A 17,682-nucleotide genomic window follows, 5' to 3' on the forward strand; every position below is an offset into this window, starting at 1 on the left:
TCCTAATTTTTGGCCTTGGCCAAATCACTGAAATTAATTCTACCTAAATAACCCATTTAAGGCAAGTCTATTATAAAAAGTTTAGATTAATTTAAGATAATTCTTAATTCTCTCCTGCCTCCATAGACGCAAGCTTATTCTTCTTATATGTAGCAAATTCACCTGCATCAAGAGAATTTCTAATTTCTTCCATCATTGTGTTATAGAAATAAAGGTTGTGAAGAACACAAAGTCTCATGCCAAGCATTTCCTTAGCCTTAAGAAGATGGCGCACATAAGCTCTAGAATAACTGCGACAGGTTGGACAGCCACATCCCTCTTCGATTGGGCGCATATCCTTCTCAAACTTCTGGTTGAAAAGATTAAGCTTGCCATGATTTGTATATACATGACCATGTCGTCCATTTCGGCTAGGGTAAACGCAGTCAAAGAAATCAACTCCTCGTTCTACCGCCTCTAAAATATTGGCAGGTGTACCTACACCCATGAGGTATGTAGGCTTGTTCTGTGGAAGATATGGAACAACATGATCAAGCACATCGTACATTTGCTCATGGCTCTCACCAACAGCAAGACCACCAACAGCATAGCCTGGTAAATCAAGCTCAGAAATTCGTTTAGCGTGCTCAATACGAATATCATTGTAAACGGCACCCTGATTGATGCCAAATAAAAGCTGTTCCTTGTTGATTGTATCAGGAAGAGAATTAAGTCGTGCCATCTCTTCCTTACAACGGTAAAGCCATCTGGTGGTTCTGGCAACTGAATCCTCTACGTATTTACGTTCTGCAAGTGCAGGTGGGCACTCATCAAATGCCATGGCGATTGTAGATCCAAGATTTGACTGAATCTGCATAGACTCCTCTGGACCCATAAAAATCTTGCGACCATCGATATGTGAATTAAAGGTAACGCCCTCTTCTTTGATCTTTCTAATTCCAGCAAGTGAAAATACCTGGAATCCGCCTGAATCGGTAAGAATTGGTCTGTCCCAGGCCATGAATTTGTGAAGACCGCCAAGCTCTTTAATAAGCTTATCACCTGTACGAACATGAAGATGATAAGTATTAGAAAGCTCAACCTGACATTTAATTTCACGAAGGTCGTCAGTAGAAACAGCGCCCTTTATAGCAGCAACAGTACCAACATTCATAAAGACAGGTGTCTCAATTGTGCCATGCACAGTATGAAAACGACCACGCTTTGCCTTACCTTCTGTTTTTAATAACTCGTACTTCAATTTTTATAAAACTCCTTAATATAATCAACCCGATCAGTCATGTGACTAAGCAGTGCATCACAGATAGTGATTGCACACATTGCTTCAACAACTACAACTGCTCTCGGAACAATAACCGGATCATGTCTACCGTGGATTTCGATATCTAACTCCTCTCCGGCTTCATTTACAGTGTGCTGCGATTTTGAAATAGATGGCGTAGGCTTGATTGCAGCACGCACAACTATATCATCACCGTCTGAAATGCCACCCAAAATTCCGCCGCTGTGATTAGTAGTCTTAACGACCTTGCCATGCTCATCAAGTTCAAAGTTGTCATTATTAAGACTTCCCATAGTCTTGGCTGCATCGAATCCATCACCAATTTCTACGCCCTTTACAGCTCCTATAGAAACAAGTGCCTGCGCAAGCTTAGCATCAAGCTTTTCAAAGACAGGGTCACCAAGTCCAGCAGGAACACCTGTGATAACACATTCGATAACACCACCGGCACTATCATTATTCAACATGCAGGCTGCAAGATATTCAGCCGCCTTGTCTGCCGCCTCAGAATCCGGCATTGCAAGAGGATTCTGATCACGATATCCAAGCTCAAAGTCTGAAATCTGAATCTCTCCAATTGACTTCGTATATGCGAATACTTCTATACCAAGCTCCTTTAAAAGCTTTGCACATATTGCACCGGCTGCAACTCTGCCAATAGTTTCACGGCCCGAAGATCTTCCTCCGCCACGATAATCTCTAAAGCCAAACTTCTCGTGAAAACCATAATCTGCATGGCCTGGTCTGAAGCAGGTAGCAATGTTTCCATAATCCTTGGAATGCTGGTCCATATTTCTGACCATAAGAGAAATAGGAGTACCCGTGGTTCGGCCCTGAAAAATGCCTGATAGAATCTCTACCTTATCACCCTCAGCACGAGCCGTAGTGAATTTTGACTGTCCAGGCTTTCTTCTATCAAGATAGACCTGTATATCCTCCTCGCAGAGCTTTAGCCCTGCCGGAAAACCATCAACCACTACACCTAATGCCTCGCCATGGGACTCACCCCAAGTTGTAACTGAAATTCTACTGCCAAATGTTGAGCCTGCCATATTGTCCTCCTATAAAGAATGGCTGTGATTCTACACAGCCATTTCATGCTATTTGCTATTTAACCTTTACAACTACGATACTGTTTGGTTTTGCAATCTTGATAGGTGCATTCTGCATTAATGAATGACCCTCCTTCTTGTCGATTGTAAAGCTTCTGATTTCGTTTGTATCGTGATTAAGTGAAACAAAATATTTATCCTTAGGTAAAACTGCAAAGCTCTTTGGATAATCACCACTGATGAAGTTGTGTGAGAAGTAGTTAATCTTTCCAGTCTTCTTGTTGACCTCGTACATGCATACAGCATTGAGACCATCTACGCTGGCATATAAGAACTTTTCATCTTCACCAAACTTGATATTAGTTCCTGTAGAAATCTCCTCATCAACACCAACTAAAAGTGAAACTGTCTGGATATTCTCGAAGTCAGGACGATCACCAATAACGTGATAATCATAAACAAGAATCTCGTTTGACATCTCTGTGATGACATAAGCATAATGTCCGTCATGGCTAAACTTCATCTTGAGAGGTGCAGAACCCATTGGGCATCTAACAATATCTGCAAGACGAAGCTTTCCTGCAGCATAATCTACCTCGTAAATCTTGATCTGATGAAGACCATTCTCTACAGCGCAAAGATACTTCTCATCTGGAGTAAGCTCAACGCATGTACAGTGTGGATATAAAGGTCTGTCAGCAACTGACTTACCAATACCCTGGTGGAAAATACCATCAGCAATACCGCCAATGCTTCCATCCTTATTGAGGCTCATCATGGTAACACGACCATCATGATAACCTGCAACAAATAAATATCTATTCTGAGAATCAACACAAAGATTGCATCCACGCATGCCTCCAACCCATTCCTGATTCATCTTTTCAAGATCACCATTCTCTAAAATCTTGAAAGAAGCAACACCTTCATCAGCAATTGAATAAAGGAACTTATTGTACTTTGAATTGATGATATCTGAAGGGTTGTTGATTGGAGCAACACTCTGCTCTGTAAGTACTCCTGTATCAGGATTAACATCATATACATAGATACCAACGCTTGTCTCATGTGTGTAGGTACCTACATAAGCAACATATTTTTCTGCCATTGTATTCTCCTCGTTGTAACTCTAGTTCTCTTCTTTACGTCTCAGGATATCGAACTCATCCGGTGTAGTGCTAAGCTTAATGAAAAGCTTCTGCTTTGGATGTGGACAGCTTTCCATTGCATTACCATCCTCGTCCATAATTCCTAAAACTTCTACCTCTACATTATCCCCGTTTGGCTTCATAATTTCAATAGTTTCGCCTACTGAAAATTTATTTCTCTGCTCAATTTCTACATAGCCCTCTGAATCAGGAGCTCCGCAGATACCAAGATAAGTGTAGCCGATATTGTAGGTATTATTATCGTAAATCTGAGATTCCTCAGATGGCTTTCCATAATAGAAACCAGTTGTAAACTGACGATAAGTGCAGGCTGAAATCTGTTCCTTATACCAGTCCATATTAGCCTCGTATTTTTCAGGTGATTCTTTGTAATCATCAATCGCCTTACGGTATGTACGAGCTACAGTCGCAACATAAAGAGCCGTCTTCATACGACCTTCAATTTTAAAGCTGTCTATACCAGCATCGATTAAGTCAGGAATGTGTTCAATCATACACAAGTCCTTTGAATTGAAGATGTATGTTCCTCTCTCATTCTCATATACAGGGAAATACTCTCCTGGACGCTGTTCTTCAACAACAGCATATTTCCATCTGCAAGGGTGCGTACAGGCTCCCTGATTTGCATCCCTACCTGTAAAGTAATTAGAAAGAAGACATCTTCCTGAATAGGAAATGCACATTGCGCCATGAATAAATGATTCAATCTCTAAATCATCAGGAATATTTGCTCTGATTTCTTTAATCTCGGCAAGTGAAAGCTCTCTTGCTGAAACTACTCTTGAAGCACCAAGGTCATACCAGAACTTGTATGTTCCATAGTTAGTATTGTTAGCCTGTGTGCTGACATGTCTTTCGATTTCAGGACAAATCTCTTTAGCCATCATAAATATTGCAGGGTCAGCAATAATAAGGGCATCAGGACCGATTTCCTTAAGCTCCTTTAAATATTCTCTAACACCTTCAAGATCATTATTATGAGCTAAAATATTTACAGTAACGTGAACTTTAACACCATGTTCATGTGCAAACTTCACACCTTCAATCATATCTTCTTTAGAAAAATTCTTTGCCTTAGCTCTAAGACCAAAAACTTCTCCACCAATAAAAACTGCATCTGCTCCATAAATAACTGCAACCTTGAGAACCTCAAGACTGCTTGCAGGAACTAATAACTCTGTTTCTCTCATAGCATTCCTTTCACGCTGATACTAACGCCATCTCCCAAAGGAAGAATCGTAGTTGAAAAACCTTCATCGTGAGTCAATTCATATAGGTAATCACGCATTCTCTTATGAATTGTGCGATTACGTCTTGTTATCGCAAATCTGGACTCAATAATATCCCCATCCTGTAATACATTATCAGTAACAATAACACCGCCATCACGGGTAAGACGCTTCACCTCAGGCCAAAAATTTATGTATTGTCCCTTTGCGGCATCCATGAAAACAAAATCAAATGGGCCATCAAGAGTCGGTAGAATATCCTGGGCATCTCCCTCTAAAAGAGTGATTTGCTTATCCCTACCTGTCCTCTTGAAATTCGCATTTGCGATAGGAATGCGAGGCTCATAATTTTCAATAGTGATAATCTCTACATCGTCGCCTGCTGCCTCTGCCATCAGGTTGGCTGAAAATCCGACAGCCGCTCCTACTTCAAGAATTCGCTTTGGGCGATTCATATGAATGAGAAGCTGCAATAGATTAATTGTTTCAGGTCTGATGATTGGCACGTAAGTCTCGATGGCTTCCTTTTGAATAGCCTTTAAGACTGGGCTAAGCTCAGGATAAAGGCTATTCAAATAGGTAGTGTATCTTTCATCAACAATCATTTTAAACTTCCATGATAATCGGAATAATCATTGGACGACGCTGTGTCTCGTGCCAAACAAAGTCGGAAAGATTATCTCTAATATCTGACTTAATCTTATTCCAATCAGTAATATTTTTCTCCTCAAGAACCTCCATTGTATCAGAAAGAACAGCACGTGCACTTTCCATAAGGTCCTCGGAATCTCTAACGTAAACGAAACCACGTGACACGATATCTGGACCAGCAAGAACTGTTCCAGTAGCGCTATCGAGGGTAAGAACTACTATAATGATTCCATCCTCTGCAAGCTTCTGTCTATCACGAAGAACGATATTTCCAACATCACCAACGCCGATACCATCAACCATGATAGCACCTGTGTGAACGTGACCAGAAATCTTTGAATAGTTGTCACCAAGCTCAAGAACATCACCAGAGCGGATGATTTTGATATGGTCATGATCCCAGCCAAGTGACTCAGCTATACGAGCCTGTGCTGTAAGATGCTTGTACTCGCCGTGTACTGGAATTGCAAACTGTGGTCGAACAAGAGAATAGATAAGCTTAATCTCCTCTGCGCAGGCATGTCCTGAAACGTGAACATCCTGCATTACGATTTCCGCACCGCGCATTGCAAGATCATTGATAACATTTGAAACAGCCTTCTCGTTTCCAGGAATTGGATGAGAAGAAAATACAATCATATCGCCTGGCTTAATCTGTACCTTTTTGTGGGTACCGTTTGCCATACGAGAAAGAGCTGCCATAGACTCACCCTGAGAACCTGTTGTAACAAGTACAATCTTCTCGTCAGGGTAAGACTTAAGTGACTCGATATCAATAAGTGTATTATCTGGAATGTGAAGATAGCCAAGCTTCTGCGCAGTATCGATGGTGTTGACCATTGAGCGGCCTTCCACACAAACCTTACGTCCATATTTATCAGCGGAATTAATAATCTGCTGAACACGATCTACATTTGATGCGAATGTAGCAATAATAATACGGCTTGAAGTGTTGTCGGCAAATATAGAGTCAATAGTTTTACCAACTGTCTTCTCAGAAGCTGTAAAGCCCTGACGCTCTGCATTTGTAGAATCGCACATAAGGGCAAGAACACCCTTCTTTCCAATTTCACCAAGACGCTGTAAGTCAATTGGATCACCATAAACTGGAGTGTAATCAACCTTAAAATCGCCAGTATGCACAACAATACCTGCAGGTGAATAAATCGCAAGAGCCGCAGCATCCTGGATACTGTGATTTGTACGGATGAACTCAACTCTGAAATCTCCAGCATTGATATGGGTACCGTATTTTACGACCTTACGCTTAACCTTTGTGAGCATCTTGTGCTCCTCAAGCTTGTGCTCAATAAGACCATTTGTAAGCTTAGTTGAATAAATTGGGCAAACATTAAGCTCCTTAAAGACATAAGGAATCGCACCTATATGATCCTCGTGACCATGGGTGATAAAAAATCCTTTAAGCTTATCCTGATGCTCCTTCAGATATGAAATATCTGGAATAACCAGATCCACGCCCAACATATCGTCCTCAGGAAATGAAAGTCCGCAATCAACCACAATAATACTGTCTCCATACTCGAAAGCAGTAATATTCATGCCGATTTGCTCAAGACCTCCAAGTGGAATAATCTTCAGCCTTTCAGCTGTCTGTTCAGTTTTCTTTTTCAAAAAATAGACCTCCTATATCAAATAAAAAAAATTACATTTCAATGTCAGCTTCGTCGCCAACTAATTCATTAAATAATTTTGCAACAGCATCGAATTCATTCTCATCTTCAATATCTTCATAGATAACGTCGTCTCCATCTACAGATACTTCCTTAAGAATTCTAGCTTCCGCATCTTCATTCTCATCATCATTATCGCAAACAAGAATATACTTATTTCCTGATAACTGAGTTTCTTCTATAACAAACCATTTGGTCTGATTTCCATTTTCATCTGGCAAATAAATTGGTTCCATAATTAACTCCTTTATACTACGCCAGTTACACTATCAAGCAATATGATTGCCCGCTCGACTACATGTCTCGCTAAGCAATAATATTAGCTTGATATCTACTGGCTCTTATTATTGTCCAAATAATCTTGCAAGATAATCGCAGCCGCGATTTGGTCGATGACCTTTTTACGATCACGCTTTGCTACACCGGATTCCTCGAGAATCTCATCCGCATATACGGTAGTGAGGCGCTCATCCAAAAGCTCAATTGGAATATCTACACGCTTTTCTAAAAGCTTTTTAAATTCAAGTGTTTCTTCACAACGAAAGCCCTCGCTATCATCCATGTTGCGGGGGTAACCAAGAATTATTTTTTCAACCTGATATTCTTCGCATATCTCCTTGATGCGCACAAGGGTATGACGAAGTGCGCTGGCTCTTTCACGAGTAATGGTTTCAAACTCCTGAGCAGTCAAAAGTAAAGGGTCACTCATCGCGACCCCAACAGTTTTTGTCCCATAATCAAGACCAAGAATCCTACTCATTATTTGCTCCAGCTTTCACTAGCTATATATTCCTTAAGAAGCTCCTCAACGAGCTCATCACGTTCAACCTTCATTATAATGCTTCGTGCATTGTTGTGACTGGTGATATAAGTTGGGTCGCCAGACATTATATATCCCACAATCTGATTCACCGGATTATATCCCTTTTCGGTAAGAGCACCATAAACCTGCTCAATTACCTGCTTCACTCCGACTCCGTTATCCTTCTGAACCTTAAAATATTGTGTGTTACTTAAATCTGCCATAAATTCCCTCGTCTCTCAAACTACCACAACAAAACAAATTATCATCATCATTGTAATATAGAAAATTCTAAATTTCAACAATCAAGTACTGCTTATCAGAAGATAAGTTAATACCTTTTGCCATAAGAATTTGGTTGGTATAATCCAGACCATCCTCTGCAGAAATTGCGCACTTAATATACTCCTTAGAAAATCCAATAAAGTATTCTTTTCCATCAATAACAGCCTTCTCTTCAAAGAGAATATCAAGCTGCTTTCCAATTGCTGCCGCTCTGTAAGCTTCAGTGGTTTCATTTCCAATAGCGATAAGCTTTGCACTGCGCTCTTTCTTTACAGCATTGATAATCTGGCCTGACATCTTTGCTGCTTTTGTACCGGCACGTTTTGAGTATGCAAAAACATGAAGCTCATAGAAAGCAATTTCTTTTACATAGTCAGCTGTAATCTGAAACTCCTCTTCTGTCTCTCCAGGAAAGCCAACAATGATATCAGTTGTGATAGCCGGATTGTCAAAATACTTTCTCAGAATATTAACACCTCTAGTATACTCTTCAATTGTGTATTTTCTGTTCATTCGAACAAGTACAGTATCGCAACCTGACTGAAGAGAAAGATGGAAATGAGGACACATTTTTGAAAGAGCTGATACACGCTTGGCAAAATCCTCTGTAACAATCTGTGGCTCAAGTGAACCAAGTCGGATACGCTCAACTCCATCAACCTTCTGAATTGCTTCAAGCAAATCAGCTAAATCATAATCTGTTCCGCTGCCATAAGAGCTAAGATGAATTCCAGTAATAACCACCTCTTTGTAACCATTTTTTGCAAGACCAGTTACCTCTTCTATTACATCCTCGATATCACGGCTTCTAATGCGGCCTCTTGCAAACGGAATAATACAATAACTACAGAACTGATTACAGCCATCCTGTACCTTTACAAATGCACGGGTATGTTCAGAATCCTTCTCAATATGCATGTTCTCGTAAGAAACATTTCCTTCATTGATATCAATATAATCAAGGAGTGGACCATCTGCCGAATCAAGTCCCTCGAAATATTCGTGAATCTTTTCTACAAGATCATTCTTTTTATTATTGCCAAGAATAATATCTGCGCCAAGTTCATCAGCCACATCCTTGCCGAAATTCTGAACGTAACATCCAGCTGCAACAACGCATGCATTCTCATTGAGCTTCTTGCACTTGTGAATCATCTGGCGTGACTTTCTGTCGGCAATATTAGTAACGGAGCAGGTGTTAATAACATACACGTCGGCGATTTCATCAAAGCCAACAATTGTAAATCCATCCTTTTTAAGAAGCTCTTCCATAGCTTCAGTTTCGTATGCATTAACCTTGCATCCAAGGTTGTGTAAAGCTGCTTTTTTCATTTATGTAAAACCTTTCTATTTCTAATGAAATCCAAGATATTTGTTTGACTTTTAAAGGTCGTTGTTTTAGTATATGTCTATATATTATAAATATAAATACACGCAGGAGGCACATTCGATGAAAACAGTTCAAATTTCTCTTAACTCAATTGACAAGGTAAAATCATTTGTTAATACAATCAGCCAGTTTGATTACGATTTCGATCTTGTTAGTGGACGTTATGTGATCGATGCTAAGTCAATCATGGGAATTTTCTCACTTGACCTTTCTAAGCCAATCGACCTTACTGTTCACGCTGAAGGCGAAGCTGATGATGTTATGTCAACATTAAAGGATTACATCGTTTAATCACTTTTCCTTGTTTATTAATTTAGTAATTCTAAAGACCAGACTTAATTGTCTGGTCTTTTTCATGTATTACTGAACTTTAATAATTTCAACTGAATCAATTGCCTGCTTCATAAGCTCATCAATCTTCTCGTCAAGAAGATGCTCGTGCTTTTCAATAGCCTCAAGTTTCGGCTTTGTAACAGGGTGCTTTGCAACGAAAATTGTACAGCAATCCTCGTAAGGTAAAATTGAAGTCTCGTATGTATCAATCTTCTCTGAAATATCTACGATATCCTGCTTATCAAAAGCGATAAGTGGTCTGTAAACAGGAAGTGAGCAAACTGCATTTGTACAGTTAAGAGACTGCATTGTCTGTGATGCAACCTGTCCGATAGACTCTCCGGTAACAAGACCAAGGCAGTCATTCTCCTTTGCAAAGTGCTCCGCTATTCTCATCATATACCTGCGCATAATGATAGTAAGCTCTTCATGAGCACACTGCTGATAGATATAAAGCTGAATATCTGTAAAGTTTACAATATGTAAATCAATTGGACCTGAATACTTTGCAACAAGCTTTGCAAGATCAACAACCTTCTGCTTTGCCTGCTCTGAAGTATAAGGTGGCGCATGGAAATATGTAGCTGAAAGTGTAACACCGCGCTTTGAAATCATATAACCTGCAACTGGTGAATCGATACCACCTGAAAGAAGAAGCATTGCCTTTCCAGCTGTTCCAACTGGCATTCCGCATGGACCTGGAATTTCTGTTGAGTAGATTGCAATATTTTCACGAACCTCTACATATATGATTCTATCTGGCTTGTGAACATCAACATGCATCTCTGGGAACGCATCAAGAAGTCTTGCGCCAATCTCAGCAGCAACCTCCATAGATGTCATAGGATACTGCTTGTTTGCACGACGTCCCATAACCTTGAAGCTGAAGTTCTTATCCTCAAACTCTTCATCAACGTATTTAATAACAGCCTCTGCCATTGCATCAAATCCCTCATCAGGAACAACAACAGTTGGACAAATTGCGCTGATACCGAAAACATGCTGTAAAGCTGCAACCGCCTCATCGTAATCATACTCACCTTCAACAGAAATGAAGATACGACCACTCTGCTTCTTTACAACGAAATTTCCCTCTACAGGATAGAGAGAACGCTTAATCTGACGAACGAGGGCATCCTCGAACACGTAACGATTCTTACCCTTAACGCCAATCTCTGAATACTTAATTAAAAATGCCTGATATGTCATGAATATCCTTTCTATAACTGCATCATTGGAACTAATTCTTTTAGAGCTGCAATTGCAGAATCAACCTCTTCCATAGTGTTCTCTGGACAAAAGCTAAATCTAATTGTTCGCTCAAGTAAATCCTTTTCAAGACCAATTGATTTCAAAGTCTCACTGATTGCAGGTTTGTTTGATGAACAAGCAGAACCTGCCGAAACGTAAATGCCATAATTATCCTGAAGAGCATTTAAAATAACATGTGCTCTGGTACGATTGCCCTTAATAGAAACACTTACAATCTGAGGAGCACTATTCTCGTCAAGATGACCATTTACGGAAACACCCTCAATACCAGAGATACCCTCAATCAGGTGATTTCTCATAGAATACAGGTGATTTCTGTTCTCGTCAAGCTTTTCGTAAGCAAGCTTGCTTGCGATGCCAAGAGCTGCTATAGCTGGAACATTCTCTGTTCCTGAGCGCATGCCTCTTTCATGACCACCGCCGAGAATCTGAGGAACCATGATATTGTAGATTTCCTCATTAATATAAATAAATCCAGAGCCCTTAGGGCCATGAATCTTGTGACCGCTAACTGTAACAATATCAATTCCCATTTTCTTTGGAAGAATTTTCATTTTTCCAAAAGCCTGAATTGAATCCACATGGAAAATAATATCTTTATTGAAGCCCTTGATAATCTTTGAGGCTTCCTCGATTGGCTGAAGTGCGCCAATCTCGTTATTTACCATCATGATTGAAACAAAAATGGTATCCTCTCTCAAAGCGGCCTTGAGCTCATCAAGATTAATCACACCATACTCATCTGTTCCAAGATAAGTAACCTCCATGCCCTGCTTTTCAAAAGCCTTGACAGGATTTAAAACTGAGGCATGCTCAATTTTGGTCGTGATAATATGATTGCCGCGTCTCTTTTTAGCTTCGACGCCGCCCTTTATAGCAAGGTTATTTCCCTCTGTACCGCCGGAAGTAAAATAAATCTCCTTTGGCTGAACCTTTAAGATTGAGGCAATGGCCTCTCTGCTTTCTTTAAGATAGTCCTTGCCTTTTGCACCCATTCCATGGAGTGAGGATGGATTTCCAAAATCCTCCTGAAGACAGGTTTTCATAATTTCAACTGCTTCATCGGCACATCTGGTAGTTGCCGAATTATCAAAATATATCATTTTTAAAATTCCTCGCATTTAAGCATCAACATAGCAAGTGAGCAAATTGCTGCTGTATCAGTTCGAAGAATCCTGTGACCAAGAGAAATCAGCTTTACAGAATCCTGAACCATTTCAATTTCAGAAGGGGCAAAGCCACCCTCTGGACCAATAAACACACCAATGCTCTGTCCCTTTTCAAGGGAATCAAGCATATCATAAGTATCCTGCATTCCATTCTTGCTTTCAAAAGGAAGTAGGATAACGTCTAAAGACTTCGCATATTCAAAAGCTTCCTTAAAGCTCATTACAGCATGAACATTTGGAATAATAGAACGCTTTGATTGTTCAGCCGCAGACTTAGCAATAGACTGATAACGTTCAACTTTTGATTTTTTCTTTTTGTCATCAAGCTTAACGATGCAGTTTTTCATCTCTACAGGGATAATCTCAAAGACTCCAAGCTCCACACATTTTTCAATGATAGTCTCCATTCTGTCGCCCTTTGGAATTGCCTGAAAAAGATAAATCCTGTTTGGTAGCTCTGTTGAAGGAACCTCTTCAACAACATTCACAACCAGGTCCTTGTCCACATAATCTGTAACCTCACAAATGTAATTGCTTCCGTCAGATACAGAAACTCGTATTCTCTCTCCTGGACGAAGACGTACAACCTTAGTGAGATGATGAGCATCGTTGCCAGTAATATTAAATTTGCCATCCACTGGGGATTCGTTAACAAATACCTGTTGCATACTAATTCTTTCTAGCGGTAATGTTTACCCACTCACCCTGATGATTAATCTCAACAACCTCAAGGCCTACTGCCTCAAGAGCATCCTTTACTTCGTTTTCCTTGAAATCAATAATTCCTGAAGAAATGAAATAAGCGCCTGACTTCATAGTAGGTGGAATAGCTGGTGCCATAGCAATAATAATGTCTGCAAGAATGTTTGCAACTACAACATCATACTTTTCATATCCAACCTTGTCCTGCAAATCCTTGTCATCAATAAGATTTCCTACATAGAAATCGCCAGCTGATTCATCGATATGATTTACCTTGAAATTCTCGTAGGTTGAAGCAATGCAATCATCATCAATATCAGTTCCAACCAAGTGACACTTTCCATCTAAAAGCTTGTTAGCAATGATTGAAAGAATACCAGAGCCGCATCCAATATCAAGAATTTCATCGCCTGCCTTAAGGTATTTCTTTAACTGACGAATACAAAGCTGAGTGGTCTCATGCTTTCCTGTTCCAAAAGATACGCCTGGATCAATCTCAACAAAAATCTTACCCTGGTCTGAAGGAGCAATCTCCTCCCAAGTAGGCTTGATAAGAATATCATCAATGTAGAAGGATTTAAAGAACTGTTTCCAGTTGTTAATCCAATCCTCCTGCTTTGTAACAGAGGTATCAATAGTGCCCCTGCCAATATCCATAAAGCTCTTTAAATCTTCAAGCTCTGCCTTTACCTGTGAAAGAAGTGACTCGTGGTCATCCTCTTCAGATAAATAGAAGCTAACCTTTGAAGAACCATCATCTGATGGCAAATCTGGCTGAAGCTCTTCGAACTCACCACCCTGCTTGTCACCTGAAACAGGAACATTGTTTTCGATTTCAATGGAATCTATTCCCAATTCAGCAAGGGTTGCACTGACGATTTCTTCAGCTTCAGTGGTTGTATTAATGGAATATTTTATCCAATTCATGCTACACCTCTTATACATGAAAAATCACATATCAAGGAATAAATCCTTGATATGTGGTTAATTTAAAGTCTCAAATAATGCTATAGATTATGCCTTTTCTGAAGCAGCCTTTGCTGTAATTTCATCCTTCAGGTCGACACATTTATCTTTAAGCTTTCGTGATGTGGATGGTGATTGAATAAGCCTTGCAACAAGATTCATAGCTGCATCATATTTCTTGTAATATGCCGACATATTAGCAAGCATAAACTCTACAGCCTCAGATGCCATTCCACAGTATGGTGGAGTCTCTGCTGAGATTGCTTTCATAAAGCCCTCGTAAGCCTGAGAATAAAATCCCTCGTACTCCTTCTTAATAAGCTCTACCTGCTTTGGATCTGCTTCCTTATTGCCTTCAAGCTCCTTGAGCTGTGCTCTGCGAAGCCATGCAATCTTCAGACAGACATATGCCTTTTCAGACATCTTTGCACGCTTTTTCATGGTGCAAATCAAAGCCAGTTTGAACTTCTCTATTGAATAATCGTATGAATATAAATCTGGTAGCTGCTCATTTGGCTGTGGCTTAAAGTTTGGACAGAATTCCGAACGAATAAGCTTAACACGTGCTGTATCAATCTTTGAAAACATTGTGTCTAAAGCAGAATAACCACAGTTAGGACAAGAAATAAAATCATATTTAATCTTGTCAACATGCTCATAGTTTGGTCTTAAGTCGAAATCAGGTTCAAGCCTCTTAAGCTTAGTAGCAAGAACAGCCTTAATTGGAAAATCCTTGTCACATACAGGGCAACGAACCTTTTTGTCTAAAACAAAATCCTTTTCCTGCTTAACAACAGGGGCAGCCTTCTTCGCAACAGCCTTTTCCTTTTTAGGCTTGTCGTCGGCTAAAATGTCCAGCTCTCCATCCGTAGAAAAGCCGAACTTCTCCATTCCAGAAAGTAAATTCATATTGGTGTCCTTTTCTGTTACATAATCAGTTGGTAACAAGGTTTAATTGCAGTCAAGATAAACTGCAATCAAATCTGGCTCTTTGAGCCAGACATTAATTTTGATAAATTAAAATTAATGCCAGAGACATAACTAAATAAGCTGATGCTTATTTAGTTACTTTAAATGAACTCTTCAAAGATACAATTCTATTGAATACTAAAGCATCCTCCCTAGAATCTTTAGCATCAACACAGAAAAATCCCTGTCTTACAAACTGGAAGCTATCATAAGCCTTAGCATCCTTTAAAGATGGCTCCACAAGACAGTTTTTAAGAACTGTTAGTGAGTTTGGATTGAGATTCAAACTACCATCTTCATTATACACTCCTTTTTCCTCGTCCACAATATTTTCGTAGAGACGAACCTCAGCATTGAGTGCAGTTTTTGCAGCAACCCAGTGGATTGTTCCCTTTACCTTACGGCCATCTGGAGCATCTCCACCCTTTGTGGCTGGATCATAAGTACAGTGAATGCATGTAACATTGCCATTTTCATCTGTCTCGTATGAAGTACATGTAACGAAATATGCGTTCATAAGACGTACTTCATTGCCTGGGTAAAGTCTGAAGTATTTCTTTGGAGGCTCAATCATGAAATCCTCTCTGTCAATGTAAAGCTCCTTGCCAAATGGAACCTGACGGCTTCCAAGCTCTGGATTTTCAAGGTTGTTTGGAGCCTCAAGCCACTCTACATCATCACTCTCATAGTTGTCGATAACAAGCTTAACTGGGTCAAGAACTGCCATTACACGGCTGCGGCTTGTCTTAAGATCCTCACGGATGCAGTACTCAAGCATAGCATAGTCAGATGATGAATTAGCTTTTGAAACACCAGAAAGCTCAACGAATTTTCTAAGTGATTCTGGTGTGAAGCCACGACGACGAAGGGCTGCAATTGAAACGAGACGTGGATCATCCCAACCGTCTACAATGCCGTCTTCAACAAGCTTCTTGATATAACGCTTACCTGTAACTACGTTTGTAAGATACATCTTTGCGAACTCAATCTGGCGTGGTGGATTAGCAAAGCCAGCTGACTTAACAACCCAATCATAAAGAGGTCTATGGTCCTCAAACTCAAGTGTACAGATTGAATGTGTAATACCCTCGAAAGCGTCCTCAAGTGGATGTGCGAAATCGTACATTGGGTAGATGCACCACTTATCACCTGTATTGTGATGTGTCATGTGAGCAACTCTGTAAAGAATTGGATCACGCATGTTGATGTTAGGTGATGACATATCAATCTTCGCACGAAGTGTATGTGTGCCGTCCTCGTACTTGCCAGCCTTCATATCCTCGAACATCTGAAGATTCTCTTCAATAGAACGATTGCGGTTTGGATCTTCCTTACCTGGGTGCTCGAAATCACCACGGTACTCTCTCATTTCCTCTGCAGAAAGGTCTGAAACGTATGCAAGTCCCTTATTGATAAGGTCTACAGCAACCTCATACATTTTATCGAAATAATTTGACGCGAAATAAAGGTGCTCACCCCAATCAGCGCCGAGCCACTGAATATCAGCCTTGATAGAATCAACGAACTCAACCTTTTCCTTTGTTGGGTTGGTATCATCGAATCTCATGTGGAACTCACCATTGTACTTCTTTGCGAGACCATAATTTAAGATAATTGACTTCGCGTGTCCTATATGTAAATATCCATTAGGCTCTGGAGGGAAGCGTGTACAAACATGATCGTAAACGCCTTCCTTTAAGTCCTTATCGATTTCTAGCTCGATAAAATTTTTGCTTACTACTTCTTCACTCATTTTATTTATTATTCCCTTCAATTAATTTACATGTGTATGAGTAAACAAATGGTCTGAGCAATACTCGTAATTTCCATTACATTTACTGCAAAATCTGAACTCTAACTCTGGGTTAGAAAGCTCTGTGCGTCCGCAGACAGCACACTTGTGTCTGGCAATTGGTGTACCATCTCTGTACTGTGTGCGAGGTGGAGTTGCCTGACGTCTGAACTCGTTTCTTCTGTGGATTTCCTTTGGATTATATCTGTTGTAGTTTCTGGTCATCAGGAAGAATATAAGATAATTCAAAAGTGATGCAATAATTGGAACTGCAACATACCACTGTCCTGAAACAAAGTGCTCTACTATTTCAACACCTACGATAACCAGATAGAAAATAGACATCCATTTCATCTTCACTGGGATGATGAAATACAGAAGAACCTGCATATCTGGAAAGCAAGTGGAAAAAGCCAAAAAGATGGAAAGATTAATGTAGTAGGTACTAATCAGATTTCCAATGCCAATTGGTGTAGTCTTATAAATCAAGAAGTACACAACATATGTAATAAAGGCTCCAATGAGAGTAAATAGCAAACCGCCAAAGATATATACATTAAAGCGGAATGCTCCCCATGTTCTTTCAAGGGCTGTACCTAACTGATAGTACAGGAAAAACATAATAAGAGCCCAAATAAGCTGAGTCTGAGGTGGAATAATCACCCATGTAACAAGACGCCATATCTGGCCATGCAAAATATAATAAGGCTCAAGAGTAAGATAATCCAAATATGGAACACCTGTGAACCTCTGTCCAAACTGAAGTAAATAGCCGATTACGTAACCACCAATAAGATAAACAATCAGGTTGTTAACTGCGAATTTGCCAAATTTTTTCTCTAATTTATCAAGCAAAATAATACCTCCGAAAGTAAAAATTGACATAAGAATAGACTTTAAAGATTATAACCCTTTAAAGCCTATTCCC

At 39.9% G+C, this 17,682-nt stretch carries 18 protein-coding genes; 1 reads left to right on the plus strand and 17 read right to left on the minus strand.

Annotation, left to right across the window (positions count from 1 at the left end):
* Window positions 1-103: 103 nt before the first annotated feature.
* The 10 genes from tgt to mtaB all read right to left on the minus strand — a co-directional run bounded on the left by tgt (window position 104) and on the right by mtaB (window position 9,493).
* On the minus strand, window positions 104-1,240 hold the full coding sequence (gene tgt / locus FXF36_RS13010; protein ID WP_151624772.1) for a tRNA guanosine(34) transglycosylase Tgt: 1,137 nt from the start codon (window positions 1,238-1,240) through the stop codon (window positions 104-106).
* A complete protein-coding gene (gene aroC, locus FXF36_RS13015; protein WP_151624774.1) occupies window positions 1,237-2,334 on the minus strand; it encodes a chorismate synthase in 1,098 nt (365 codons plus the stop codon). Before aroC ends, tgt begins: the two co-directional genes overlap by 4 nt.
* Before the next feature lie 55 nt (window positions 2,335-2,389).
* On the minus strand, window positions 2,390-3,442 hold the full coding sequence (locus FXF36_RS13020) for a lactonase family protein (RefSeq protein ID WP_151624776.1): 1,053 nt from the start codon (window positions 3,440-3,442) through the stop codon (window positions 2,390-2,392).
* A 21-nt stretch (window positions 3,443-3,463) separates the two neighbouring features.
* Complete coding sequence (locus FXF36_RS13025) at window positions 3,464-4,693, minus strand: peptidase U32 family protein (protein ID WP_151624778.1); 1,230 nt, start codon at window positions 4,691-4,693, stop codon at window positions 3,464-3,466.
* Window positions 4,690-5,337 carry an O-methyltransferase gene (locus FXF36_RS13030; RefSeq protein WP_151624780.1) on the minus strand — a complete coding sequence of 216 codons (648 nt, stop codon included), beginning with the start codon at window positions 5,335-5,337 and terminating at the stop codon, window positions 4,690-4,692. The genes FXF36_RS13025 and FXF36_RS13030 overlap by 4 nt, the downstream gene beginning before the upstream one ends.
* A 1-nt stretch (window position 5,338) precedes the next feature.
* Entirely contained in the window at window positions 5,339-7,015 is a 1,677-nt protein-coding gene (locus tag FXF36_RS13035; protein WP_151624782.1) for a ribonuclease J, read from the minus strand.
* Window positions 7,016-7,046: 31 nt separating this feature from the next.
* On the minus strand, window positions 7,047-7,310 hold the full coding sequence (locus FXF36_RS13040; protein ID WP_151624784.1) for a DUF1292 domain-containing protein: 264 nt from the start codon (window positions 7,308-7,310) through the stop codon (window positions 7,047-7,049).
* Window positions 7,311-7,405: 95 nt separating this feature from the next.
* Window positions 7,406-7,834 carry a Holliday junction resolvase RuvX gene (gene ruvX, locus FXF36_RS13045; protein WP_151624786.1) on the minus strand — a complete coding sequence of 143 codons (429 nt, stop codon included), beginning with the start codon at window positions 7,832-7,834 and terminating at the stop codon, window positions 7,406-7,408.
* Window positions 7,834-8,100, minus strand: a complete 267-nt coding sequence (locus FXF36_RS13050; protein WP_151624788.1) for an IreB family regulatory phosphoprotein — start codon at window positions 8,098-8,100, stop codon at window positions 7,834-7,836. Before FXF36_RS13050 ends, ruvX begins: the two co-directional genes overlap by 1 nt.
* A 67-nt stretch (window positions 8,101-8,167) precedes the next feature.
* Window positions 8,168-9,493, minus strand: coding sequence for a tRNA (N(6)-L-threonylcarbamoyladenosine(37)-C(2))-methylthiotransferase MtaB (mtaB, locus tag FXF36_RS13055; RefSeq protein ID WP_151624790.1), 1,326 nt, complete (start codon window positions 9,491-9,493; stop codon window positions 8,168-8,170).
* A 118-nt stretch (window positions 9,494-9,611) separates the two neighbouring features.
* Here mtaB and FXF36_RS13060 point away from each other — a divergent pair, with 118 nt between their 5' ends.
* On the plus strand, window positions 9,612-9,842 hold the full coding sequence (locus FXF36_RS13060; RefSeq protein ID WP_151624792.1) for an HPr family phosphocarrier protein: 231 nt from the start codon (window positions 9,612-9,614) through the stop codon (window positions 9,840-9,842).
* Between the two features lie 69 nt (window positions 9,843-9,911).
* On the opposite strand, the gene thiI is transcribed toward FXF36_RS13060, so the two are convergent.
* The 7 genes from thiI to FXF36_RS13095 all read right to left on the minus strand — a co-directional run bounded on the left by thiI (window position 9,912) and on the right by FXF36_RS13095 (window position 17,639).
* Window positions 9,912-11,093 carry a tRNA uracil 4-sulfurtransferase ThiI gene (gene thiI, locus FXF36_RS13065; RefSeq protein WP_151624794.1) on the minus strand — a complete coding sequence of 394 codons (1,182 nt, stop codon included), beginning with the start codon at window positions 11,091-11,093 and terminating at the stop codon, window positions 9,912-9,914.
* 11 nt (window positions 11,094-11,104) lie between these two features.
* Complete coding sequence (locus FXF36_RS13070; RefSeq protein ID WP_151624796.1) at window positions 11,105-12,259, minus strand: cysteine desulfurase family protein; 1,155 nt, start codon at window positions 12,257-12,259, stop codon at window positions 11,105-11,107.
* A gap of 2 nt (window positions 12,260-12,261) precedes the next feature.
* Entirely contained in the window at window positions 12,262-12,993 is a 732-nt protein-coding gene (locus tag FXF36_RS13075) for an RsmE family RNA methyltransferase (RefSeq protein WP_151624798.1), read from the minus strand.
* Window position 12,994: 1 nt separating this feature from the next.
* Window positions 12,995-13,954 carry a 50S ribosomal protein L11 methyltransferase gene (gene prmA / locus FXF36_RS13080; RefSeq protein ID WP_151624800.1) on the minus strand — a complete coding sequence of 320 codons (960 nt, stop codon included), beginning with the start codon at window positions 13,952-13,954 and terminating at the stop codon, window positions 12,995-12,997.
* A gap of 87 nt (window positions 13,955-14,041) precedes the next feature.
* A complete protein-coding gene (locus tag FXF36_RS13085) occupies window positions 14,042-14,902 on the minus strand; it encodes a DUF2225 domain-containing protein (protein ID WP_151624802.1) in 861 nt (286 codons plus the stop codon).
* Window positions 14,903-15,050: 148 nt separating this feature from the next.
* Window positions 15,051-16,715, minus strand: coding sequence for a glutamine--tRNA ligase/YqeY domain fusion protein (locus FXF36_RS13090; protein ID WP_151624804.1), 1,665 nt, complete (start codon window positions 16,713-16,715; stop codon window positions 15,051-15,053).
* Between the two features lie 21 nt (window positions 16,716-16,736).
* Window positions 16,737-17,639 carry a DUF1751 domain-containing protein gene (locus FXF36_RS13095; protein WP_420330085.1) on the minus strand — a complete coding sequence of 301 codons (903 nt, stop codon included), beginning with the start codon at window positions 17,637-17,639 and terminating at the stop codon, window positions 16,737-16,739.
* Window positions 17,640-17,682 lie beyond the last annotated feature (43 nt).

Origin of the sequence: Pseudobutyrivibrio xylanivorans (genome assembly GCF_008935055.1) — a bacterium.
Taxonomy (GTDB): Bacteria; Bacillota; Clostridia; order Lachnospirales; family Lachnospiraceae; genus Pseudobutyrivibrio; species Pseudobutyrivibrio xylanivorans_A.

Bases quoted from the DNA above. Each gene is read 5' to 3' on its own strand.
- aroC (WP_151624774.1), bottom strand. From the start codon at position 2,334: ATGGCAGGCTCAACATTTGGCAGTAGAATTTCAGTTACAACTTGGGGT.
- FXF36_RS13020 (WP_151624776.1), bottom strand. From the start codon at position 3,442: ATGGCAGAAAAATATGTTGCTTATGTAGGTACCTACACACATGAGACA.
- FXF36_RS13025 (WP_151624778.1), bottom strand. From the start codon at position 4,693: ATGAGAGAAACAGAGTTATTAGTTCCTGCAAGCAGTCTTGAGGTTCTC.
- FXF36_RS13030 (WP_151624780.1), bottom strand. From the start codon at position 5,337: ATGATTGTTGATGAAAGATACACTACCTATTTGAATAGCCTTTATCCT.
- FXF36_RS13040 (WP_151624784.1), bottom strand. From the start codon at position 7,310: ATGGAACCAATTTATTTGCCAGATGAAAATGGAAATCAGACCAAATGG.
- ruvX (WP_151624786.1), bottom strand. From the start codon at position 7,834: ATGAGTAGGATTCTTGGTCTTGATTATGGGACAAAAACTGTTGGGGTC.
- FXF36_RS13050 (WP_151624788.1), bottom strand. From the start codon at position 8,100: ATGGCAGATTTAAGTAACACACAATATTTTAAGGTTCAGAAGGATAAC.
- mtaB (WP_151624790.1), bottom strand. From the start codon at position 9,493: ATGAAAAAAGCAGCTTTACACAACCTTGGATGCAAGGTTAATGCATAC.
- FXF36_RS13060 (WP_151624792.1), top strand. From the start codon at position 9,612: ATGAAAACAGTTCAAATTTCTCTTAACTCAATTGACAAGGTAAAATCA.
- thiI (WP_151624794.1), bottom strand. From the start codon at position 11,093: ATGACATATCAGGCATTTTTAATTAAGTATTCAGAGATTGGCGTTAAG.
- FXF36_RS13070 (WP_151624796.1), bottom strand. From the start codon at position 12,259: ATGATATATTTTGATAATTCGGCAACTACCAGATGTGCCGATGAAGCA.
- FXF36_RS13075 (WP_151624798.1), bottom strand. From the start codon at position 12,993: ATGCAACAGGTATTTGTTAACGAATCCCCAGTGGATGGCAAATTTAAT.
- prmA (WP_151624800.1), bottom strand. From the start codon at position 13,954: ATGAATTGGATAAAATATTCCATTAATACAACCACTGAAGCTGAAGAA.
- FXF36_RS13085 (WP_151624802.1), bottom strand. From the start codon at position 14,902: ATGAATTTACTTTCTGGAATGGAGAAGTTCGGCTTTTCTACGGATGGA.
- FXF36_RS13090 (WP_151624804.1), bottom strand. From the start codon at position 16,715: ATGAGTGAAGAAGTAGTAAGCAAAAATTTTATCGAGCTAGAAATCGAT.
- FXF36_RS13095 (WP_420330085.1), bottom strand. From the start codon at position 17,639: ATGTCAATTTTTACTTTCGGAGGTATTATTTTGCTTGATAAATTAGAG.